The organism is Halorubrum sp. Atlit-8R (assembly GCF_003666025.1).
Classification (GTDB): Archaea; Halobacteriota; Halobacteria; order Halobacteriales; family Haloferacaceae; genus Halorubrum; species Halorubrum salinarum.
The window spans coordinates 432,972-454,284 of record NZ_QPLV01000002.1; the positions used below are offsets into that span (position 1 = coordinate 432,972).

21 protein-coding genes and 1 tRNA gene are annotated in these 21,313 nt (G+C 72.5%); 8 read left to right on the forward strand and 14 right to left on the reverse strand.

Annotation, left to right across the window (positions count from 1 at the left end; all coding sequences use genetic code 11):
* Window positions 1-24: 24 nt before the first annotated feature.
* From DVK05_RS08005 to DVK05_RS08025, 5 genes are all read right to left on the reverse strand, one after another.
* Entirely contained in the window at window positions 25-1,101 is a 1,077-nt protein-coding gene (locus DVK05_RS08005) for a CNNM domain-containing protein (RefSeq protein ID WP_121562850.1), read from the reverse strand.
* An 87-nt stretch (window positions 1,102-1,188) separates the two neighbouring features.
* Window positions 1,189-2,511 (reverse strand): histidine--tRNA ligase, encoded by a 1,323-nt coding sequence (hisS, locus tag DVK05_RS08010; RefSeq protein WP_121562851.1) that lies wholly within the window; start codon window positions 2,509-2,511, stop codon window positions 1,189-1,191.
* 106 nt (window positions 2,512-2,617) lie between these two features.
* Complete coding sequence (locus tag DVK05_RS08015; RefSeq protein WP_121562852.1) at window positions 2,618-3,073, reverse strand: DUF892 family protein; 456 nt, start codon at window positions 3,071-3,073, stop codon at window positions 2,618-2,620.
* Between the two features lie 91 nt (window positions 3,074-3,164).
* Complete coding sequence (locus DVK05_RS08020) at window positions 3,165-3,758, reverse strand: asparagine synthase-related protein (RefSeq protein ID WP_121562853.1); 594 nt, start codon at window positions 3,756-3,758, stop codon at window positions 3,165-3,167.
* Complete coding sequence (locus DVK05_RS08025; RefSeq protein ID WP_053770715.1) at window positions 3,759-4,112, reverse strand: DNA-binding protein; 354 nt, start codon at window positions 4,110-4,112, stop codon at window positions 3,759-3,761. It abuts the gene before it with no gap.
* Window positions 4,113-4,252: 140 nt separating this feature from the next.
* On the opposite strand from DVK05_RS08025, the gene DVK05_RS08030 reads away from it, so the two are divergent.
* Window positions 4,253-5,398, forward strand: a complete 1,146-nt coding sequence (locus DVK05_RS08030; protein ID WP_121562854.1) for a 60S ribosomal export protein NMD3 — start codon at window positions 4,253-4,255, stop codon at window positions 5,396-5,398.
* Between the two features lie 102 nt (window positions 5,399-5,500).
* On the opposite strand, the gene DVK05_RS08035 is transcribed toward DVK05_RS08030, so the two are convergent.
* Window positions 5,501-5,692: a UPF0175 family protein gene (locus DVK05_RS08035; protein ID WP_121562855.1), complete on the reverse strand. Its 192-nt coding sequence runs from the start codon at window positions 5,690-5,692 to the stop codon at window positions 5,501-5,503.
* Window positions 5,693-6,008: 316 nt separating this feature from the next.
* Window positions 6,009-7,904, reverse strand: coding sequence for a helicase C-terminal domain-containing protein (locus DVK05_RS08040; protein ID WP_121562856.1), 1,896 nt, complete (start codon window positions 7,902-7,904; stop codon window positions 6,009-6,011).
* Between the two features lie 117 nt (window positions 7,905-8,021).
* On the opposite strand from DVK05_RS08040, the gene DVK05_RS08045 reads away from it, so the two are divergent.
* Window positions 8,022-8,252 carry a hypothetical protein gene (locus tag DVK05_RS08045; RefSeq protein WP_121562857.1) on the forward strand — a complete coding sequence of 77 codons (231 nt, stop codon included), beginning with the start codon at window positions 8,022-8,024 and terminating at the stop codon, window positions 8,250-8,252.
* Between the two features lie 28 nt (window positions 8,253-8,280).
* On the opposite strand, the gene DVK05_RS08050 is transcribed toward DVK05_RS08045, so the two are convergent.
* Complete coding sequence (locus DVK05_RS08050; protein ID WP_121562858.1) at window positions 8,281-8,745, reverse strand: DUF302 domain-containing protein; 465 nt, start codon at window positions 8,743-8,745, stop codon at window positions 8,281-8,283.
* Window positions 8,746-8,918: 173 nt separating this feature from the next.
* Between DVK05_RS08050 and DVK05_RS08055 the strand changes: the two genes are divergently transcribed.
* Window positions 8,919-10,394, forward strand: a complete 1,476-nt coding sequence (locus tag DVK05_RS08055; RefSeq protein WP_121562859.1) for a carotenoid oxygenase family protein — start codon at window positions 8,919-8,921, stop codon at window positions 10,392-10,394.
* Between the two features lie 128 nt (window positions 10,395-10,522).
* Window positions 10,523-11,134 carry a hypothetical protein gene (locus tag DVK05_RS08060; RefSeq protein WP_121562860.1) on the forward strand — a complete coding sequence of 204 codons (612 nt, stop codon included), beginning with the start codon at window positions 10,523-10,525 and terminating at the stop codon, window positions 11,132-11,134.
* A 140-nt stretch (window positions 11,135-11,274) separates the two neighbouring features.
* Here the strand turns inward: DVK05_RS08060 and DVK05_RS08065 are convergent.
* A tRNA-Glu gene (locus DVK05_RS08065) sits at window positions 11,275-11,349 on the reverse strand.
* A gap of 94 nt (window positions 11,350-11,443) precedes the next feature.
* Window positions 11,444-12,520, reverse strand: a complete 1,077-nt coding sequence (locus DVK05_RS08070; RefSeq protein WP_121562861.1) for a M28 family peptidase — start codon at window positions 12,518-12,520, stop codon at window positions 11,444-11,446.
* Between the two features lie 99 nt (window positions 12,521-12,619).
* Between DVK05_RS08070 and DVK05_RS08075 the strand changes: the two genes are divergently transcribed.
* Window positions 12,620-13,720 (forward strand): zinc-dependent metalloprotease, encoded by a 1,101-nt coding sequence (locus tag DVK05_RS08075; protein ID WP_121562862.1) that lies wholly within the window; start codon window positions 12,620-12,622, stop codon window positions 13,718-13,720.
* Between the two features lie 13 nt (window positions 13,721-13,733).
* Here DVK05_RS08075 and DVK05_RS08080 read toward each other — a convergent pair whose 3' ends face one another.
* Window positions 13,734-14,141, reverse strand: coding sequence for an SHOCT domain-containing protein (locus DVK05_RS08080; RefSeq protein ID WP_121562863.1), 408 nt, complete (start codon window positions 14,139-14,141; stop codon window positions 13,734-13,736).
* 104 nt (window positions 14,142-14,245) lie between these two features.
* Here DVK05_RS08080 and DVK05_RS08085 point away from each other — a divergent pair, with 104 nt between their 5' ends.
* Window positions 14,246-14,902 carry a non-canonical purine NTP pyrophosphatase gene (locus tag DVK05_RS08085; RefSeq protein ID WP_121562864.1) on the forward strand — a complete coding sequence of 219 codons (657 nt, stop codon included), beginning with the start codon at window positions 14,246-14,248 and terminating at the stop codon, window positions 14,900-14,902.
* 27 nt (window positions 14,903-14,929) lie between these two features.
* Here the strand turns inward: DVK05_RS08085 and DVK05_RS08090 are convergent, their stop codons facing one another.
* Window positions 14,930-16,270 (reverse strand): aminotransferase class III-fold pyridoxal phosphate-dependent enzyme, encoded by a 1,341-nt coding sequence (locus tag DVK05_RS08090; RefSeq protein ID WP_121562865.1) that lies wholly within the window; start codon window positions 16,268-16,270, stop codon window positions 14,930-14,932.
* A gap of 223 nt (window positions 16,271-16,493) precedes the next feature.
* On the opposite strand from DVK05_RS08090, the gene DVK05_RS08095 reads away from it, so the two are divergent.
* Together DVK05_RS08095 and deoC are read left to right on the forward strand one after the other, a co-directional pair.
* Entirely contained in the window at window positions 16,494-16,856 is a 363-nt protein-coding gene (locus tag DVK05_RS08095; protein WP_121562969.1) for an Hsp20/alpha crystallin family protein, read from the forward strand.
* Between the two features lie 184 nt (window positions 16,857-17,040).
* A complete protein-coding gene (deoC, locus tag DVK05_RS08100; RefSeq protein WP_121562866.1) occupies window positions 17,041-17,706 on the forward strand; it encodes a deoxyribose-phosphate aldolase in 666 nt (221 codons plus the stop codon).
* Here deoC and DVK05_RS08105 read toward each other — a convergent pair.
* Both DVK05_RS08105 and DVK05_RS08110 read right to left on the reverse strand, forming a co-directional pair.
* Window positions 17,703-20,153 carry a methyl-accepting chemotaxis protein gene (locus DVK05_RS08105; RefSeq protein WP_121562867.1) on the reverse strand — a complete coding sequence of 817 codons (2,451 nt, stop codon included), beginning with the start codon at window positions 20,151-20,153 and terminating at the stop codon, window positions 17,703-17,705. The two genes, deoC and DVK05_RS08105, sit on opposite strands and share 4 nt — an antisense overlap.
* Window positions 20,150-21,304, reverse strand: coding sequence for a BMP family protein (locus DVK05_RS08110; protein WP_121562868.1), 1,155 nt, complete (start codon window positions 21,302-21,304; stop codon window positions 20,150-20,152). Before DVK05_RS08110 ends, DVK05_RS08105 begins: the two co-directional genes overlap by 4 nt.
* Window positions 21,305-21,313 lie beyond the last annotated feature (9 nt).

Sequence of the window (21,313 nt, forward strand, 5' to 3'; positions counted from 1 at the left end):
GTCGCCGGGGAGCGCCGGCGTCGCCTATAGGTTCCCGGCGTCCAGCGGGTCCTCGAGCTGGCCCATCACCGCTTCCATGGCGTCCGTCGCGGTGATCAGGCCGACGACCTCGCCGTCTTCGATGACTAAGGCGAGCTCCTGGGACTCCGCCTGGAACCGGTCGAAGGCGTCGCTGACGCTCGCGTCCGCCGCGACCGTCATCGGCGGGGCGGCGACCTCGGCGAACGTCAGGTCGCCGTTCCGCAGCTCGTCGTAGCGGCTCACGATCGAGGGGGCGTACACGATCCCCTCGAAGTCGGTCAGGTCGTCGCCGACGAGCGGGAAGCGGGTGTGCGGCGTGTCCCGGATCCGGTCGAGGTTCTCGTCCACGGACGCCCCCGTCGTCAGCGAGACGATCTCCTCGGGCGCGGTCATCACGTCCGCGACGGTCACCCGATCGACGTCGAGCGCGCTGAGGACCTCCTCGCGGCGCTCCTCGGGGAGCTCGACCTCCTCCATCATCGACCCGAGGCGGTTGCGGAGCTCGGCGCGCGTCTCCAGCACCTCCTCTTCGGCCTCGGTCCACGAGGCGGTCATCTCGACGCCGAACAGCCCGAGCGTCGCCTTCGCGACCCAGTCGCCGACCTTGATCAGCGGCGAGATGAGCCACGCGAACCAGTAGAGCGGCCGCGAGCCGTACCGGGCGACCTGCTTCGAGCGCTCGACGCCGAGGTACGTCGGCGTCTGCTCGCCGTGGGTCAGGTGGACCATGTTGATGAGGAAAAAGCCCAGGAGCGACCCGGCGCCGGCGGACGCGAACGCCGTGTTCTCGAATATCGGGGCGAAAAGCGCCGCGAGCCCCGGCTCGGCGACGATGCCGAGCGCGATGGACGTGCCGGAGATCCACACCTGGCAGGTCGTGAGGTAGAACTCCAGGTCGTCGGTCATCTCCCAGGCGCGCCGCAGCCCCGGGGTGTCCATCTCCGACTCGGGGTACTGGCGGAGGCGCGTCAGCCCGAACTCGATAGCCACGAAGTACGCGTTGATCAGGATGAGGAGGACCCCCGCGGCCACGCGGAGGGCGACCTCGGTCGCGGGCATCGCCGTCGCGAGCGGGATCATCGTCCACACCGTGCCGACGCGCGACCCAAAAGCGTTCAGGGATCGCGTCGCCCGGCCGGCGGGACGGGCCGCGGGCGCGCCGCGGCGTTACTCGTAGTCCTCGTAGGTCGGCAGCCCCTCCTCCGGCGGGAACTCCTCGACCGGGACCGTCGTCTCGTCGCCGCTCGCCATGTCCTTCACCGTGTACTCGCCGTTCTCCAGGTCGCGCTCGCCGACGACGACGACCATCTCGGCGTTGATCGAGTCGGCGTAGCCCAGCTGGGCGCCGAACGAGCGGCCGGAGACGTCCTGCTCGACGACCACGTCGTCGCCGAGCGCGCGGAGGTCGCTCGCGAGCGCGGCCGCCTCGCTCCGCGTGTCGCCCACGCTGAGCACGTAGTAGTCCGTCGTCAGCTCCTCGTCGGGCCAGACGCCGGCGCGCTGACAGAGCAACTTGAGCGTGGCGTGGCCGGGCGCGACCCCGACCGCGGGGGTGGGCTGGCCGCCGAAGCTCTCGATGAGGTCGTCGTAGCGGCCGCCGCCGAAAACGGACCGAGACACCTCGCCGGTGGAGTCGAAGCACTCGAAGACGACGCCGGTGTAGTAGTCGAGCCCGCGGGCGGTCGTCAGAGACACCTCGCAGAACTCGCCCGCGCCGAAGTCGTCGGCCGCGGCGAGGACGTTCCGGAGGTTCTCGACCGCGGCCTCGACCTCTTCGCCGCCGGCCTCGGCGACCGCGTCGAGGTCGTCGACCGTCTCCACGTCCGCGATGAGGTCGTCGAAGTCGCGCGCGGTGTCGCGGGCGAGGCCCGCGTCCGAGAGGAGCCCGATGTACTCGCCGTCGTCGACCTTCGCGCGCTTGTCGACCGCGCGGATCGCGGCCGCGGTGTCGACCGCGTCGGGGTCCGCCGCGAGCGAGCGGACGAGGCCGCCGAGGATGTCGCGGTGCGAGACCCGGAACTCGAAGTCGTCGCCCGTGAGCCCGAGGTCGGTCAGGGCGTCGGCGGCGACCGCCAGCACCTCGGCGTCGGCCTCGGGCGCCGAGGAGCCGAACACGTCGATGTTCGTCTGGTAGAACTCGCGGAACCGGCCCTGCTGGACCTGCTCGTAGCGCCAGAACGGGCGGGTGGACACCCACTTGATCGGCTTCGACAGCTCCTGGCCCTTCGCGACCACCATCCGCGCGACGGTCGGGGTGAGCTCCGGGGTCATTGAGACGCCGCGGCCGCCCTTGTCGTCGAAGGCGTACAGCTCCTCGACGATCTCCTCGCCGGACTTGTCGACGTACATCTCCGTCCGCTCCAAGGCGGGGGTGGCGATCTCCCGGAAGCCGTGCCTGGCCGCCGCGTCCTCGACCGCGTCGGTCACCTCGCGGCGGGCGGACTGCTCGCCGGGGTAGAAGTCGCGGAATCCCTTGAGGCCGTCGTACATACGCGTCGGTTCGGCGAGCGCCCGCTTGAAAGCATCCTTTCGGGGGCGGCGCTCGCCGGCGTCGATGCGCGTCACGTCGGCGACGGGCGGCGTCGCCTCGGTCCGCCTACTCGCGCTGGTACTCCTTCTGGAACCCGCGGAACTCCGTCCGGTGTGCCTCCTCGTCCGAGAGGAGCGTCACCGCGAGGTCCTCGGTGACCGGGTCGTCGGCCGCCTCGGCGGCGTCGATCAGCTCCCGGTACGTCGCGATGGCGTCCTCCTCGGCGTCGAGAACGCCGTTGATGACGGCCAGCACGTCGGTGGAGTCCTCGGGCGGCTGTAGCGACTCCTGGCCGGCCGTGAACTCGGCGGAGCCGGGCGGCCGCGCGTCGAGCTGTTTGAGCCGCTGGCCGAGCTGTTCGGCGTGGCCGAGCTCCTCCTGAACGTCCTGTTTCAGGCTCTCCTTGATCTCCTCGGCGCGGACGCCGTCGAGGACGATCGCGTTCGTCTGGTAGTTCATCACGGTCTCGATCTCGTCGGCGTACGCCGTTCGGAGCAGGTCGACGACTCGGTCGGATGACATGCCTCACGCTACGCCCGGGGGGTCGAAAGGCGTTCCGGCGAGCGGGTGCGGCGGGAGGTCGCCGACGGCGGACGGAAAGCGGGGCGGTCGGTCAGTCGCTGCGGCCGTGGACGTACGTCTGGTCGTGGTCGGGGAACACGTCGCCGACGGTCCCCTCGCCGTACTGGTCCGCGATGAGCGTGCGGAGCTCGTCCTCGTAGTCCGCCTTCGGGACCTCCTCGCTCGGGCCCTGCTGGACGTCGAAGGTGGCGTCGACGAGCTGGTCGACGGCGTGGCGACCGAACCCGGACAGCGGGGAGATGTAGTCGATCCCGTTGCGGTCTTCGAGGCTCTGCGCCTGCGCCCGCGACACCGTGGGGACGCGGTCGTCGCGGCGGGTGCCGTCCGCGATGGCGTCGACGTCGAGCGCGGCGATGGTCTCTAAGGCGTGCTCGTGGACGCGCTGGATCCCGTTGCGCGGGTAGCCGTCCGCGACCATGGTCTCGGCCGCGCTCTCGGCGACCTCGCGGTCGAGGTCGACGCGCTCGAACGGGAACCCGAGCTCGGCGGCCGCCCGCTCCGCGTGCTCCCAGTCGTCCGTGAGCCCGAAGCTCCCCGTGACGCAGCGGACGTCGTAGAACCGGTCGAGCAGGTGGGCGGCCAGCGAGGAGTCTTTCCCCCCGCTGTACAGCAGCGCGAGCTCCATCTACCGGTGGCGGATGTCGAAGCTCTTCTGGTCGGGCTGAAGCTCCTTGAGGAGCTCGCGCATCTGCTCTTCGTCGATCTGTCCCTGGATCCGGCCGCTCTGCGCCAGCGCGGCGACCTGCTGTTTCACCTTCTCGCCGAACTGCGGCTTGGACATCTCGACCGCGTTGAGCCGCTGGCGGGCGCCGTCCGTGAGGTACTGCTTCAGGACGGCCTCCTGCTGGGCCTCGGCGCGCTCCTGGGCCTGCTGTTGGGCCTCGGCGGCGTCGCCCTCGCCGCCCTGCCGCTCGCGGAGCTCCTCCATCTTCTGTTCGCGCAGTTCCTCGAGCCGTTCGTCGTCGGGGTTACCGCTCATACACGCCCGTTCTCGGTCCGTGCGAAAAACCATTTCGGAGGTCGGGACCCGCTCGAAGCGGCCGGAGCCGCCGTCGCGGCGTCGGCGCCGGCGGGGGCGGTCCGCGCCGTTTAAACAGGTCCTCGGCGTAGCGGGCGCCAATGAGCGAGTCGCGGGAGTTCTGTCCGCGCTGCGGCGACCCGGTCCCCGAGCGGCGCGACCCCCTTCCGGGCGAGCCGGGCGGGCGAGACGCCCTGCTGTGCGACGACTGCTACTTCGAGGACTTCGACCTGGTCGACGCGCCCGACCGGATCGAGGTGCTGGTCTGTTCCGGCTGCGGCGCCGTCCGGCGCGGCGAGTCGTGGCGCGACGTGGGGGCGCGCGACTACACCGACGTGGCCGTCGACGAGGTGGCCGAGTCCCTCGGGGTCCACGTCGACGCCGCGGACGTGGAGTGGGGCGTCGAGCCCGAGCAAGTCGACGAGAACACGGTCCGGATGCACTGCCGCTTCTCCGGCGTGGTGCGCGGCACCCTGCGCTCCGCGGAGGTGACGGTGCCCGTGAAGATCTCGCGGGGGACCTGCGACCGCTGCGGGCGCATCGCCGGCGGCTACTACGCCGGGATCGTCCAGGTCCGCGCCGACGAGCGCGACCTCACGCCGGCCGAGCGCGCGGAGGCGCTGGACATCGCCGAGCGGTACGTCGCCGATCAGGAGGCCGACGGCGACCGCGAGGCGTTCATCACCGAGGTGACGGAGACCGACGACGGGCCGGACATCAAGCTCTCCTCGAACCGCCTCGCGCAGAACGTCGCGACGCGGATCACGGAGTCGCTCGGGGGGAGCTTCGAGTCGTACCCGACGCTCGTCACCGAGGACGGCGACGGCAACGAGGTGTACCGGGTCACGTTCGCGGTCCGGCTCCCGAGGTACGCGGAAGGCGAGATCGTCGACCCGGAGGACGGGGACGGTCCGGTCCTCGTCACGGGCGTCTCCGGCCGCCTCCAGGGGGTTCGGCTCGCCACGGGCGCGGAGTACACCTCCGCGTTCGCGGACGGCGACGCCCCCGACGCGACCCGGCTCGGCACCCGCGACGACGCGGCGGAGACGACGGTCGTGACCGTCGAGGACGAGAACGCCATCCAGGTGCTCGACCCCGTCACCTACGAGGCGAAGACCGTGCCGAACCCGGCGTTCGTCGACGACGACGCCGAGTCGGTCCTCGCCTTCGAACACGACGGAGAGGTCCACCTCGTGCCGGACGAGGACGCGGAGCGGCCGGCGGAGTCGGTCTCGAACCGGGAGTAGAGGAGACTCGCGGCTCGCTGGGAGAGGAGAACTGATCGTTCGTAGGACGGGTCGGAACGCCGACGCGGCGCGCCGCCCTCGCGGGCGGCGACGGAGCGCCGTTCAGTCGGCGCGAGCGGGCTGTTCGCGGCCGAGCGCCGCGGCGCGCTCGGACTCGGTTACCTCGATGCCGCGGCGTTCGAGTTGATCGATGAATTCGGCCTCGCTGAGCCCTGCCTGTGCGGCCGCCTGCGACAGCGTCAGGGTTCGCGCACCGTACAGCGTCAGCGCACTCGACAGCCCGTTCGTGGCCATACACCCAGTAGTCGGGTGAGGGATTATGAAGGTTACTACTTCATTGAGGGGCCTGATACACCTTATACGATATATATTGACGAGTGATCGACTCGGGGGTGGTAATATGACTCGCACCCGGGCGTCCGTCGCCCGCAGGAGTTATACGGCTCTGCGGTCGAAACGCCGATATGGACAGACAACAGCTCATGGCGCTGTTCTTCGCGTTTCTCATGGTGAGCTCCATGGTGGCGTACGGCGTCTCGCTGCTGTAACCGACGGGCGGTCCCCGCTCTCGCGGCGGTCGCCCGTCGCGCCTCGGCGGCGCCGGTCCCCGTCAGCCGTCGCCCCACACGTCCGACAGCGGGTGGTTCTCCCGCCGCTCGGCGTCCTGCTCGGACCGGGTCCGAACGGGGTCGTCGCCGCCGTCGCCGGGCGCGTCCCCGCCGTCCCGCCCCTGACCGGAGCCGTCCCGAGACGAGCGACCGCCGGGTGCGCCGGCCGACCCGCCCGTCCGACGGCTCTTCCGGCGACCCGCCCCCGCGCCGCTCGACGGCGACGCGTCGACGCCGGCCAGCGCGGCCTCGGGGTCGAACGCCGGCAGCGAAGGGGTCGTCATCGCGTCGACCTGGTCGCGGAACCAGTCGGGGGTGTCCGCCGCCGCGCGCTCGAAGAGGTCGAGCAGGGAGTCGTCGGCGAGGTAGGTCGTGCCGCGGTCGTCCGGGGCGCGGACGACCCGCCCGCACGCCTGGATGACGGTGCGCAGCGCGGTCCGGTGGTACCACGCCCACTGCCCGTCCGCCAGCCGTCGGGCGACCCGCGAGTCGTTCGTGTTCCGGTACGGCGCCTTACAGACTACCTGCCAGCGACAGAGGTCGCCCTTCAGGTCCAGCGCCTCCTCCATCTTCACGGAGACGAACACCTCCGGGTCCGAACTCGCCTTCCACGCCTCCAGCTCCGCGTCGCGGTTCGACCGGTCGTGGCGCCTGACGCGCGCGGCGACGCCGAACTCGCCGAGCCGCTCGGTGATCCGCTCCGCGATGTCGTACGAGTGCGCGTGGATCAGCCCCTTCTCGTCGGGGTGTTCCGCCATCAGCCGGACGATCAGGCGGGCGATCTTCGGGGTCGTCTCGTCGCGGTGCTCGTAGGTCATCGACCCCTGCGTCACGTCGTACAGCGGGCGGTTCGCGAGCGGGAACGTGTGCTCGACGTCGACGAGCGCGACGTCGGCGGGGTCGAGCCCGACCCCGCGGCAGAACGCCTCCTTCGAGAGGATGGTCGCCGACAGCAGCGCGAACCGGTTGCCCCGGTCCCACACCGTGTGTCTGAGGTACCGCGCGGGGTCGAGCGGCTTGATCTCCATCGCCGACCCCTCGCCGCCCGGCTGGTCGACGACCCACGAGGTTGGGGACTGCGGGTCGCGGTAGTCCTCCAGGAACCAGCCGAGCTCGCCGATGAGCTCCTGGAGCCGGTCGCGCCGGGCGACCTCCTCGCGGTCGAGCTCGGGCCGCCCCACCAGCTCGTCTTTCGCGCGGATCGCGACGTCGCGGAGCGCCTCGACGAACCGCGCGGTGCGGTCGACGGCGTCCTCCTCGGGGCCGGCGTCGGCCGCGACGTCCGGGACGCCCACGTCGTCCCAGACCGGGACGCGCTCGGGCGATATCTCGATTGTCGCGTACATCTCGGCCCACTCGGCGAGCCCGTGTGCCTCGTCGATGACGACGACGTCGCGCTTGCGAAACACCTCGGAGCCGGCGGTGCGCATGAAGTACGCGAGCGTCATCGCGGCGAAGCGGTTGCCGGAGGCGATGGCGCGGTCGGAGAAGTACGGACAGCGGTGCCGGATCGAGCAGTCGAACCCCTGCTGGCGCGCGCAGGGCGCGCGGTTCACCGGCGTGTCGTGCTCGCCGGGCAGCACGCAGTCGTAGTTCGACTTGCCGCGGATCACGGCCAGGTCGTCCAGCAGGTCGTCGGCCTCAACGTCGTCGATCTGCGACACCTGCGGGGTCGTGTAGTAGGCGCCCGTCGCCTCGCTGGGGGCCGCCTCGCCCGCCGTCTCGGCCGCGCCCATGATGGCGCGGGCGAGCAGCGACTTGCCGCTGCCGGTCGGCGCGCGCACCAAGACGACCCGGTTGCCCGCCGCGAACGCGTCGCGGATGTCGGCGAGGGCCTGCTCCTGCGCGCCGCGGAAGCTCGGCGCGGGGAACTCTGCGGGGATCCGGCTCGGGTCCACACGACGCCCTCGCGCGCTGTCGGAATTAAACCCTCGCTTGGCGGTCGGGCGCACGCCGCGGCGCTGGCCGCGCCCGACCGCGTCACCTATTCGTGGCCGGCCCCGAGAGGAGAGGTAATGAGCGACGACGGGATCCTCGGGTCGCTGTCCGCCGTCGGCCTGCTGAGCCTCTGTTGTATCGGGTTCGGCGGACTGGCGGGCGGGGCGGCGGTGGTCGGCGGCTCCGCCTCGGCGAGCGCGTTCGCCACCGGCGCGACGAGCGCGCGCGGCGCGCTGATCTCCGGGCTCGTCACGTTCGGGACGGTCCTCGTCGCCGCCGCGGTGATCCGCTGGCGGCTGAACCGCTGAAGCGGCGCGCTCGCGTCGACCGCGGCGCTCACTCCCGGCCGTGCGTCTCGATGTTCTCCCAGACGACGGCCATCAGCTCGCCGGTCTTCGCCACGAGGTCTTCGACGGCGTCCTCGTCGACCCCGGCGGCCGACGCGCAGCCGAGGTCGCGGATCGCCTTCGTCGCCGACACGTGGTGGACGTGGACCCGGTCGTCGCCGGCGCACTCGTAGACGACGGTGGTACACGGGAGCATGCCGGCGAGCGTCGGGTCGATCCGCAGCGCGTCGTACGCGATCTCGGGGTGACAGACGACGATCAGCGCCGTCCGCTCGACGTCGTCGCGGCCGAGCATCCCCTCGATCATCTCGTCGAGCCGCGTGACGCGCACCGTCTCGAAGTCCGCGAGCTCGTGTTCGAGCTGGACGAACGGCACCGCGTCCTCGAAGGGGAGGTCGACGGTCGTGTGGAGCGCCTCGTCGGCGGTCGGCGCGGGGCGTGCGGCGTCGCTCATGCGATCCTCTCACACCCCACCCGGCTAAACGGGTTTCGCCGTCTCAACACCTGCCGCTACCTCCGACGGGGAACCACCTCGGCTGTGGAGTCAGTGCGCGAGCACGCGCCCCGGCGACCCGTCGTGGTCGGCGCCCCCGTCAGACCTTAGCCCGGCGCGTCCCGTCCCCACGTATGGCGCACTCGGGCTTCCACTCGCTCCGCGAGGAGACGGCCGCCTCGCTCCCCGTGACCGGCGACCTGCCGGACTGGCTCCGCGGGAGCCTGATCCGGAACGGTCCCGGCGCGTTCTCGTTCCCCGACGGGAGCGCCGTCGACCACTGGTTCGACGGGCTCGCGATGCTCTACCGCTTCACGTTCGACCCGGGCGGCCGGACGGGCGGGGGCGGCGACGCGGTCCACTACCGGAACCGGTTCCTCCGGACCGACGCGTACGAGGCGGCGCGGACGGGGGAGTTCGACGGCGGGTTCGCCACGGGCGAGACCACCCTCCGCTCGCGGCTGGCGGGGTTCCTGACGGCGCCGTACGACAACGCGAACATCGTCGCCGAGCGGGTCGGCGACCGCTACGTCGCGCTGACCGAGTCCCCGCGCGGCGTCGGCTTCGAGCCGAACACGCTGGCGACGACGGGGCCGGTCGACCGCGAGGGCGACGCGCCGAGCGGCCAGCTCTCCTGTGCCCACTTCAAGCGGGACCCGGCGACCGGGGCGCTGGTCACCCTCGACACCGAGTTCGGGCGGACGAGCCGGTACCACGTCACCGCCTGGACGCCGAGCGGGGACCGCCGGCACGTGGCGACCGTGCCGACCGAGAAGCCGGCGTACATGCACAGCTTCGCGCTCACGCCGCGGTACGTCGTGGTGACGGAGTTCCCGCTCCGGCTCGACCCGCGGCGGTTCCTCAGGCCCGGGCGACAGGCGCCGTTCATCGAGCAGTTCGAGTGGGAGCCGGACCGCGGCACACGGATCGCCGTCGTCGACCGGACGACCGGCGCGGTCGTCGCGGAGCCGGTGACCGAGCCGCTGTTCGGCTTCCACCACGTGAACGCCTTCGAGCGGGCGGGCGGGAGCGAGGTGGTGTTCGACTTGGAGACCGTCCCGGACGCGACGGCGATCGACTCGCTGTACCTGGAGAACGTCCGCGCCGGCGAGATGGGCGCGATCGCGGGGCGGGTCGACCGGTTCGCGGTCGACCTCGGCGGCGCGGTCGGGACGGACCGCTACGGCGCCGCGGAGGCGACGGTCTCCCGCGAGCGCCTGTCCGACGAGGGCACCGCGCTCCCGACCGCGTCGCCGGCGCGCTGGTGTCGCGAACACCGCTACGTGTACGCGATGGGGATGGACGCGCCGGTCACCGAGTGGGCACGGCGGGTCGTGAAGCTCGACGCGGAGACGGGCGCGACCCGGACCTTCGGCGACAGGGGCGACTACTTCGGCGAGCCGGTGTTCGTCCCGGCGCCCGACGGCGACGGCGAGGACGACGGGGTCGTGCTGACGGTCGCGCTCGACGCCGACGCCGACCGGTCGCGCCTGTTCGTCCTCGACGGCGAGACACTCGCCGAGCGCGCCCGGGCGACGCTGCCGCACGCGGCGCCGTTCGACTTCCACGGCCGGTACTTCCCGGAGCTCCGGGCGGCCGCGGCGGAGTGACGGCCGCCGTCTCGGTCGGCGCCCCCGCCCCGTCCGGCGGGTCGCGCGCCGGCGGTCACCGGTCGACGCGCCGGCCGGGCGTGGGGGCCGGCCACAGACCTTTGCGGCTGGCGGCCGTCGGTTCGGCCATGACCGACGACGAGGCGGCGGTCGGCGAGGTGACCGAGTGGGACGGCGGGTTCGGCTGGATCGCGGTCCCCGACGAGGAGGCTCGGCGAGCGAGCCACGCGCTGGCGACGGCCGACGGGGTCTGGGTCGTCGACCCGGTCGACGCCGACGGGCTCGACGACCGCCTCGCCGAGCTGGGCGACGTGGTCGGGGTCGCGGTCGTCCAGGACCGTCACACCCGGGACGCCGAGGCGGTCGCGCGGCGGCACGACGTCCCCGTGGCCGCGCCGGAGTGGGCGTCGCTGACGCGCGAGAAGCTCGACGGCGAGGCGGCGCCGCTCGGGCCGGCGCTCGACGGGACGGATTACGCGGTCCGCGACCTGATCCGCCGCGACGACTGGGAGGAAGCCGCGCTGTGGGACGCGGCGGCCGGGACGCTGCTCGTCCCCGAGACGCTCGGCACCCTGCCGGCGTTCACGGAGGGGGACGCCGCGCTCGGCGTCCACCCGGCGATCGACGACCCGCCCGACTGGCTCGCCGACGTGGACCCAGACCGGGTGCTCGTGGGCCACGGGGCGAGCGTCCACGAGGACGCGAGCGCGGCGCTGGCGGCGGCGGTCGGCGACCGCTGACGACCTGTCGCCGAAGTAGAGCTGTTACGCCGGAGACGCGCGAACGTCCCATGAGGGACGGATCAGCCGGCTCTGAGGCGGGCGCCTCGCCCGGACGACCGAGGCCGGGCCTCAGAGGAAAACTGCCGCGAGAATCGGGATGCTCCGGCTGGGATTTGAACCCAGGTCCTTGCCGTGAGAGGGCAAGATGATTGGCCGGACTACACCACCAGAGCGCGTCCGTTCGTCGCAATCAACGGTAGGTGAGCGGATTGTAAAACAGTTCCGTTTCGACCCCGCCGTGCCCCGGTTTGTCGTGCCGGGGCGCGTTCAGACGTCGACGGCGAACGGCTCCGGTCCGGCCGCGTGATCGCCCGCCGCAGCCCCGATCGCGGCGAGGAGGTCGGCGACCTCGTCGAGGTCCCCCGTGTCGATCACCTCGACCGGCGTGTGCATGTACCGGTTCGGGATCGAGACGTTGAGCGCCGGGGTGCCGCCGCGGACCGTGTAGAACGCGTCCGCGTCGGTGCCGGTGCGGGTGCCGGCCGCCTGTAGCTGCACGTCGACGCCGGCGTCGGCGGCCGCCTCGCGGGCGAGGTCCACGAGGACCGGGTGGTTCGCGCTGCCGCGACCGATCACCGGGCCGGCGCCGAGCTCGATCGGGCCGCGGTGCTCGCGGTCGACGTCCGGGTTGTCGGTGGCGTGGGTGACGTCGACCGCGACGAAGGCGTCGACGGCGTCGAGGTCGACGCCGACCATCCGCGCGCCCTGGAGCCCGACCTCCTCCTGGACCGTCGAGACGGCGTAGACCGTGGCGTCGACGTCGCGCTCGGCGGCGCGTCGCAGCCCCTCCGCCGCCGCCCACGCGCCGGCGCGGTTGTCGACGCCGCGGGCGGCGATCCGGTCGCCGACGAGGTCGCGACGGCCCGTCGAGAACGTGACGGGGTCGCCGACCTCGACGTGCTCGCGCGCCTCGGCGGCGTCCTCGGCGCCGATGTCCACGAACTGCCCGGCGACGTCCTCGTACTCGTCGTCGGCCTGGTCCCGCAGGTGGATCGCGGTCTGCCCGACGACGCCCTGGACCGGCTCGTCGGCGTGGACCGTGACGTGCTGGCCCTTCGAGACGGTGCGGTCGGAGCCGCCGATCCGGCCGATCCGGAGGAAGCCGTCGTCGAGCACGTCGCGGACGATGAACCCGATCTCGTCGGCGTGGCCGGTGACCGCGACCGTCGGCGCGTCGGGGTCGCCCTCGTGGACGGCGACGGCGTTGCCGTAGGCGTCGGTTTCGACCCGGTCCGCGAACTCGCGGACGTAGTCGGTCCACACCCGCTGGGCGGCCGTCTCGAAGCCCGAGGGGCTCGGCGTCGCGAGGAGGTCGTCGAGGAACGCTCTGCGCGCGTCGTCCATGCCGGTGGCTGTGGGGCGGCCGGCAAGAAAACGTCGGTGTCGGATCCGGCCGGGACCGGTCGACACAAGCGCTTTGAGGCGCCCGCCCGTCCGATCCGTATGGACATCCTCCGAAGCGTCCGGACCGTCGCCGAGGCCGAGGGGCCGGGCGTCGTCGACTGGGACCGGGCCGCGGCGGCCGCGAAGGACGCCACCGACCCCGGATCGGTCGCGCTCTCCGACGCGGAGCGCGCGGGGTACGCCGGCGACGTGCGCGACGCCCGCTCGCGGCTGGCCGAGGTCGCCGGGATCGAGTTCGACGTGCCCGACACCGTCGAGGTACAGAACCGCCACCACTGGATCGACGCGAGCGTCGACACCTTCCGGCGCGTGATGGACCCGATCGAGGCGGCCGCGGCGGGCGACGCGGGCGGTCGGATCGGCGCGGACGCGGGCGGCGACGCCGACACCGACTCGCTGGACGTGTTCCCCGACACATCGTCCGGCCCGGTCGGGCCCGCGCCCGGCGCCGGGTTCGCGCGTGACCTCTCGCGGGTCGCCAACACGGGATCGATGGCGTTCGCCCTGGGCTTCCTCGCGCGCAACGTCCTCGGCCAGTACGACCCCCTCCTGCTCGCCGACGAGCCGGACGCCGACCACGGGCTCTACTTCGTCCACCCGAACATCGTCGCGGTCGCGAGCGCGCTCGACGTTGAGTACCCCCGGTTCCGACGGTGGATCGCGTTCCACGAGGTGACCCACGCCGCCGAGTTCGGCGCGGCGCCGTGGCTCCCGGAGTACCTCGAATCGCGCGTCGAGCGCGGGGTGGAGGGCATGGTCGGCGGTGCGGGCGGCGTCGGGGGGACGGCCGGTCGCGGGCTCGACCCCGACGCGTTTGCGGAGCTCCAGGCCGCGATGACCGCGGTCGAGGGGTACGCCGAGGTGCTGATGGACCGCGCGTTCGACGGCGAGTACGCGGACCTCAGGCGGAAGCTCGACGAGCGCCGCGGCGGCGGCGGCCCCGTGCGGCGGCTCGCGCAGCGCCTGCTCGGACTGGGCCTCAAGCGCCGGCAGTACGAGCGCGGCGCCGCCTTCTTCCGGCACGTCGCCGACGAGCGCGGCATCGAGGCCGCGGGCGCGGTGTGGGAGCGCGCCGAGAACCTGCCGACCGGGGCGGAGATCGACGACCCCGAGGCGTGGCTCGTCCGCGTCGACCCCTGAGCCCCGCGTCGACTCACTCCAGTTCTACGTCGCGCTCCCGGTGCCGGTCGCCGCGGTCGGACTCGACCCGGTCGAGCCGCTCGTCGAGGTCCTCGGTCGCGAGCAGGCGGTCGAGCCGGCGCTCGAACTCCGCCTCGTCGATCTCGCCACTCGCGTAGCGGTCGCGCAGCGCGGCCACCGGCCGCTCGGCCGGCGCGTCGCCCGCGGCCGACGCGTCGGGCTCGTCGGCCGCGACGAGCGGGAAGTCCTCGCCCAGCACCAGCACCAGCGGGATCAGGATGAAGAAGCCGGTGATGAAGAGGGCGGGCCCGAGCCCGACCAACTGGCCCGGGAAGAGCACGGCGGAAAGCGAGGTGAGCCCGAACGACAGGATCGCGATGAGCCCGATGAGTCGCTTCTTCTCGAACGTGGGGAGGGCCATACGCGAGTGCTGTCGTCGGCCCGACAAAAACGTACTGCCGGCGGCGGCCGGGGCGACCGCCCGCGACCGACGCCTATTCGTCGCGGGCGCGCCCACGGCGATCCGTGCTCAGGTACGTGACGACGAACCCGGGGAAGGTGCGCGAGGCGGAGCGGTACCTCCCGGACGGCTCGGTGGAGCGGCTCGACTTCGACTACGCGGAGGTCCAGGCCGACGAGCTCGGCCCCATCGCGGCGCGGGGCGCGCGCGAGGCGTACCGCCACGCGGACGCGCCGGTCCTCGTCGACGACGCGGGGCTGTTCGTCGAGGGCCTCGACGGCTTCCCGGGCCCGTACTCCTCGTACGTCGAGGAGACGCTCGGGATCGAGCGCGTCCACGACATCGCCGCCGACCTCGACGACCGCCGCGCCGCCTTCCGCTGCGTCCTCGGCTACTGCGACGGCGAGGGGTTCGCCGCGAGCCCCGACCCGGTGGACCGGGGCGACCGCGACGCGGCCGCCGCGGCGGGGCCGGACGAAGAAGGCGAGAGTGGCGGGAGTGGCGGCAACGCGGGCGGGGCGGACCCGCTCCCGGTCAAGCTGTTCGAGGGGTACGTGCCGGGTCGGATCGTCGCGCCGCGGGGCGACGGCGGTTTCGGCTACGACCCGATCTTCGAACACGACGGCGAGACGTTCGCGGAGATGGACACCGACCGAAAGAACGCGGTGTCGCACCGCGGCCGGGCCTTAGAGAAGTTCGCGGAGTGGTACGCGGACCGGTAGGGCGGCCGTTCCGTGGCTATCTGACCCTCAGGCCGCGGCCGCGATCGCGTCCGTGAGGAGGTCGGCGCCGAGGTCGATCTCGCGTTCGGTGACGTCGAGCGGCGGGAGGATCCGGAGGACCTTGTGGCCGCACGCGAGCGTGAGGAGGCCGCGAGCGAACGCCTCGTCGACGACCGCGTCCCGCCGCTCCTTCGTGTCGAACTCGACGGCGAGCAGCAGCCCCTTCCCGCGCACGTCCTCGACGGGGTCGAGGGCGGCGTCGCGCATCGTCTCTTTGAACTGCCGGCCGCGGGCGACGGCGTTGGTCATCAGGTCGGCCTCTTCGATGGCGTCGAGGGTGAGCGCGCCCTGCGCGGCGGCGATCACGTCGCCGGCGCCCCACGTCGAGGAGAGCCGGCCGGTCTCCTCGGGGAACACGTCGCTCCGCGAGACGGTCGCGCCCACGCGGAGCCCCTTCGCGCTCGCGATCACGTCCGGGTCGTACGCGTAGTGGTCGGAGCCCCACATCTCGCCGGTGCGCCCGACGCCGGTCTGGATCTCGTCGGCGATCACCGTGATGTCGTGCTCGTCGGCGAGCGCGGCGATCTCGTCGGTGAACGCCTCGGAGGGGAACCGGTAGCCGCCCTCGCCCTGGATCGGCTCCATGATCAGGTACGCCACGTCGTCCGGGTGGACGTTCCCCCGCTTCGGGTCGAGCTTCCGCCGGAGCCGGGAGACGCCGTCGGCGAAGAAGCCGCACGAGCAGGTCTCGGGCGAGCAGGTCCGGTCCTCGCAGAACGGGACCTCCGTGACGCCGCTGACCTCCGGGAAGTCGCGGCGGTACACCGACTTCGAGCGGTTGAGCGAGAGCGCGCCGAGCGTCCGGCCGTGGAACGCCCCGTCGAAGGTGATCGCGTACTTCGCGCCGTCGGAGGCGTCGTAGGCGATCTTGATGGCGTTCTCGACCGCCTCCGCGCCGGAGTTCGAGAGGAAGACGGTGTCCATGTCGTAGTGGCTCGTCAGGTCGGTGAGCCGGTCCATGAGCCCCGACGAGCCGGGGATCCCGTCCCCGGGCGCGGGGCCGCCGGCGGCGTAGAAGTCCTGGCCGGCGATCTTCAGGGGGTCCACGAGGTCGAACTCCGCGAGCCGGTCCATGATAAGCGGGTTGTTGTAGCCGAGCGGCGCGGCGGCGACGTGGCTGGTGAAGTCCATGAGGACGTTGCCGTCGACGTCGGTACAGAACGGGCCCTCGGCGGGGGCGGTGCGGTCCCAGACGAACTCGTAGACGTAGGTGCTCGGCGCTGCCGACTCGTGGTGGTAGTCGACCCACTCGCGAGCGCGCTCGCCGGGGAGGTCCGAGACGGCGGGCGTGGCGGTGTCGCGATCCATGTGTCGGGGTGGCACGCGGACGAAATAAATCCGGGGCGATCGCGAGAACGTTGGAGAAATATCCAACCGAACGCGTCACACCTTACCGACCGTCCGGGAACGAGCCCGTTCGCCGGGGCGGTCCGCCGCCCGGAGGTGGTTGTTAATTACTCCCAAGATTCGTTGAGTTTTTATAGAATCGCTACCCTATTACTAGTTGAGTTCGAGGTGGTCAGCAATGCCCATGCTCGAACCGGCGAACACGTGGACGCAAGGACTCGACTTCCCGAGCCGACTGTTCGAATCCGGTAGCAACGACTACGAACTGTACGAGGAGGACGGCGAGTTCGTCCTCTCGGTCGAACTGCCTGGGTTCGACCCAGCCGAGATCACCGCCTCGTGGAACGACGGCGTGCTCAACGTCGCCGGCGAACACGAGGACGAGCGGCGCGGGACCCGCCGGACGTACCACCGGCGGTTCCGCTTCCCGAAGGCGATCGACGAGGACGGCATCCGGGCCGAGTACCGGAACGGCATCCTGACGGTGCGGCTCCCCGTGACCGTCGAGGGCGCCGTCTCCGGCACGGAGATCGAGATCGAGAGCTGAGCCGGACCCCCGCCGGCGACCCCCCGGTCTCCGGATCGCCCGCGTCGGCCGGTGAACCGCCGGTCGGCGGCCGTCCGTGTTCCTTCTCCCGTTTCCGTCGGGAATCGCGTTTTTCAGCGCCGTTCGCCCGAAGCCGCCGGTGCGACCCAGCACGTCTTTTATCCTCCGCCGCGACGGGAGACGCATGAACCGCGAGGAGTTCGCCGCCAGCATCGACCACACCGTCCTCGGCCCCGAGACGACCTGGGACGACACCCGGACCGTCCTCGACGAGGCCGCCGCCCACGGGATGAACGCCTGTATCCCGCCGTGTTACGTCGCGGAGGCGGCCGACTACGAGAACGCGCCCGAGACGATCGCCACCGTGGTCGGGTTCCCGCACGGCCAGCACGCCCCCGAGGTGAAACGCGACGAGGCGGTCACGGCCTGGGAGGCGGGCGCCGACGAGGTCGACATCGTGATCAACGTCGGCCGGCTGAAGGCGGGCGACGACGGCGCGGTCGCCGACGAGCTCGCGGACGTGGTCGCGGCCGTGCCGGTCCCGGTGAAGGTGATCATCGAGACCGCGCTCCTCGACGACGCCGAGAAGCGCCGCGCCTGCGAGGCCGCGGTCGCCGCCGACGCCGACATGGTGAAGACCTCGACCGGCTTCGCCGACGGCGGCGCGACGCTCGCCGACGTCGAGCTGATGAGCGAGTACCTGCCGGTGAAGGCCTCCGGCGGCGTCGGCTCCTACGAGGAGGCGACGGCGATGCTCGACGCGGGCGCGGTCCGGATCGGCGCCTCGTCGGGGGTCGCCATCGTCGAGGGACACCCCGAGGCCGACGGCGAGACGCGGTCGGCGGACTAGGCGTCGTCCCCGTCGGCGGGCCGGTCCCGGCCGTCGCCGTCGGCGGCGAGGCCGGCGTCGCCCGCCGAGTCGCTCTCCGTCTCGGCCGGCGAGTCGCCCGCCGTCTCAGTCTGCGAGTCGCCCGCCGTCTCGGTCGACGCTCCGACGGCCGTAGCGTCGATGCCGGCGCCGTCCGCCTCCGCGCCCTCGCTCTCCTCGGGCGCGACATCGACTTCGAACGCCGAGACCGACTCCGAGAGCGACGCGGCCTGGTCGCGGAGCCGGTCCGCGTTCTCCGCGATGGTGGTGACGGTCGCCGTCTGCTCCTCGGCGGCCGCGGACACCTGCTCGGAGCCGCTCGCGACCTCGCCGCTCACCTCGGCGACGTCCTCGACGCCCTCGACAGCGCGCTGGGTCGACCGCGCCTGGTCCTCCGCCGCCTCGCTGATCTCTTGGACGCCGTGGTTCGTCTCCTCGACCGCGTCGACGACCGCCTCCAGCGACGACGACGCCTCGCGGACTGTGTCCGACCCCTCGTCGATCCGGGCGTTCGTCTCGCGGATGTCCGCGACGGTCTCGTCGGTCTCCTCGCGGACCGCCGCGATCTCCGACTCGATCTCGGCGGCCGCCTCCTGCGTCTCCTCCGCGAGCTCCTTGACCTCGTCGGCGACGACCGCGAAGCCCTCGCCGGCCTCGCCGGCGCGGGCGGCCTCGATCGAGGCGTTGAGCGCGAGGATGTTCGTCTGCTCGGCCACGTCCGTGATGAACTCGACGACCTCGTCGATCTCGTCCATGCGCTCGTCGAGGGCCTCCATCTGCTCGACCGCGGCCGCGGAGCGGGCCTCGATAGCGTCCATCTCGTCGAGCGCCTCGGCGGCGGCCTCGCGCCCCGCCTCGCCGCGCTCGGCGGCGGCCTCGGCGGTCTCCGCGACGGAGGCCGCGGACGACGCCACCTCCTCGATGCTCGCCGAGAGGTCGCTCATCTCGTCGCTGACCGAGTCGAGCCGCTCGTCCTGTCGGACCGCGCCGTCCGCGATCTCCTGGATCTGCTCGCTGACGGTCCCGCTCGCGGTCTCGACCTCGTCGGCGCCCGCCGCCAGCTCCGCGCTGGCGTCGTCGACCTCGCCGGCGAAGGCGGCGACGCGCGCGGTCGTCCGCTCCAGCTGCGCGACCATGTCGTTGAACTCCTCGGCGATCTCGCGCATCGCCTCGCGGTCCGCGTCGGGGTCCATCCGGCGGGTGAGGTCGCCGTCGGCGACGGCGCCCATCACCTCGCTGTAGTCGGCCGCCCGCGCCTCCATGTCGCGGGTGACGGCCTCGGCCTCCTCGCGGGCCGCCTCGGCCTCGTCGGCGGCGGTCTCCGCCTCCGCGATCCGCTCGCGGAGCGCGTCGCGCATCTCGGCGAAGCTGGTGAACAGCCGGCCGATCTCGTCGACCCGGCCGGTCGACAGGTCGACGTCGAGGTCGCCGGACTCGATCCGCTCGGCGCGGTCGCGGAGCCGCGCGAGGGGGACGACCGTGCGCCCGCCCAGCACGACGCCGACGGCCCCGAGCGACGCGAGCGTGAGGAGGAGCAACAGCAGCACCGAGTTCCCCACGTCGTTGCGCACGGCGAACGCCGTCGACTTCGCGACGCTCGTCACCGCCACCCAGTCGGTGCCGGGCACGGCCGCGTACGCGTGGACCTCGCCGTCGCCGATCCGCGTCGCGGTCGTGGCGTTGCCGTCGCGGACCGCGGCGATCCCCTCCTCGTGGCGGTCGCCGTCGACCGTGCCGTCGATGTCCAGCACGGTCTCGCCCGCGGCGTTGAGGATCGTCGTCTCCTCGCCGGTGTCGGTGTCCTGGATCCGTTCGAGCTGCGGCTGGATCCGCGTCACGACGACGAGGTACCGGCCGTCGGCCCGCGGCACGGAACTGGCGAACGCCATCACCGGTCGATCGTTGAGCACGGGCGAGCGGTACGACCGGGCGGAGCGCCAGACGCGGTCGTTCTCGCCGACCCCCTCGGGCACGTCGGCGTCGCTCCACGGGGCGTTCAACTCGCTCGGCGCGCGCCCCTCCAGGGGCCGCTCCGTGCTGGCGACGACGCGGTCCTGCGCCGCGTCGACGAGGTGGATGCTGACGATGTCCTCGGAGAGCAGCTGGTCTTTCAACAGGACGTACGCCGCCGCGCGGCGGTCGGACCGGAGCTCGTCGGCCGCGGACATCGACCGGGTCTGGGTGGTCATCCGCTCGGTCCACGAGCCGATCGCGTCCGCCTGGAGCCCGCTCGTCTCCGCAAGCTGGGTCGTGGCGTCGGTCTCCACGGCGTCCCCGGTCTGGAGGTACGTGAACGCCCCGCCGGCCGCGACGACCGCGGCGACGACGAGGAACGCGAGCGCGAACTTGGCGGCGTACCGCCGGCGGACCGCGTCGGGGAGGACGCGGCCGACGGCGCTCGCCAGCCGTTCGAGCGGTCCGGCGCTCATCGGTCGACCGCCTCCGGATCGGTGGGGACCGACAGCTCGCCGGCGACGATCCGCTCGCCGGAGTCGGCGATGGCCGCGCGCACGTCGTCGGGGATCACCGGCCCGAGCGTGGTGCCGTACACGAGCGCGACGCCGTCCTCCGCGAGCCCGAGCGCGGTCGTCGACCCCGTCCGGAGCGAGTCGTCGATCGTCCGCTCGGCGGCGTCGTACACCGCGGTCCCGACCCGTTTCACCATCGAGCCCAAGATCACGTCCGCGTACCGCGGGTTGCTCCGCGACTGGTCGGAGTCGACGCCGATCGCGTACCGGCCGTACTCCTGTGCGGCCTGGAAGACGCCGAGGCCGCTGCCGCCCGCCGCGTGGTACACCACGTCCGCGCCCTGATCGTACATCTCAGCGGCGGCGTCGTAGCCGGCCTCGGGGTCGTCGAAGGCGCCCACGTACGTCCGCAGCACGGACGCGTCGCCGTCGGCGTGCGCGACGCCGGCGAGGTAGCCGGCCTCGAACTTCGCGATCAGCGGCGACTCGACCCCGCCGACGAAGCCGACCGTCCGCTCGCCGTCGACGGTCCCGCCGGCCCCGACGGAGAGGTCGCGGCCCGTCACCAGCCCGGCGAGGTGCCCGGCCTGGAACGACCCCTCGTGCTCGCGGAACACGTAGTTCGCGACGTTGTCGCGGTCGACGACGGAGTCGACGAGCGCGTACTGCTGGTCGGGGTGCTCGCCCGCGACCGTCGAGAGCGCGTCCGCCTGGAGGAACCCGATACAGCAGATCAGGTCGTAGTCCGGCCGTTCGGACGCCGACAGCGCCGCCTGCGTCGTCTCGAAGTCGGCCATCGAGCTCGGCTCCTGGTTGGTGAACGCCACGTCGTGGTCGAGGCGCGCGCGCTGGATCCCCCGGTTGGCCGCGTCGTTGAACGAGCGGTCGTCGAGACCGCCGAGCGCGTACACCATGCCGATCGTCGCGCTCGCGTCGGCCGAGACGGCCGGCGCGTCGTCCCCGGCGTCGGCCGCCGCGTCGTCCCCGTCGTCGATCGACGCCGTTCCGGTCGGATCGGTTCCCAGACACCCGGCGACGGCGCCCGCGACGCCCGTCCCCAGGGCGGCCGCGAACCGCCGGCGCGAGTGCGTGATGCCTCTCGTGTCGGTCATCACGCCGAC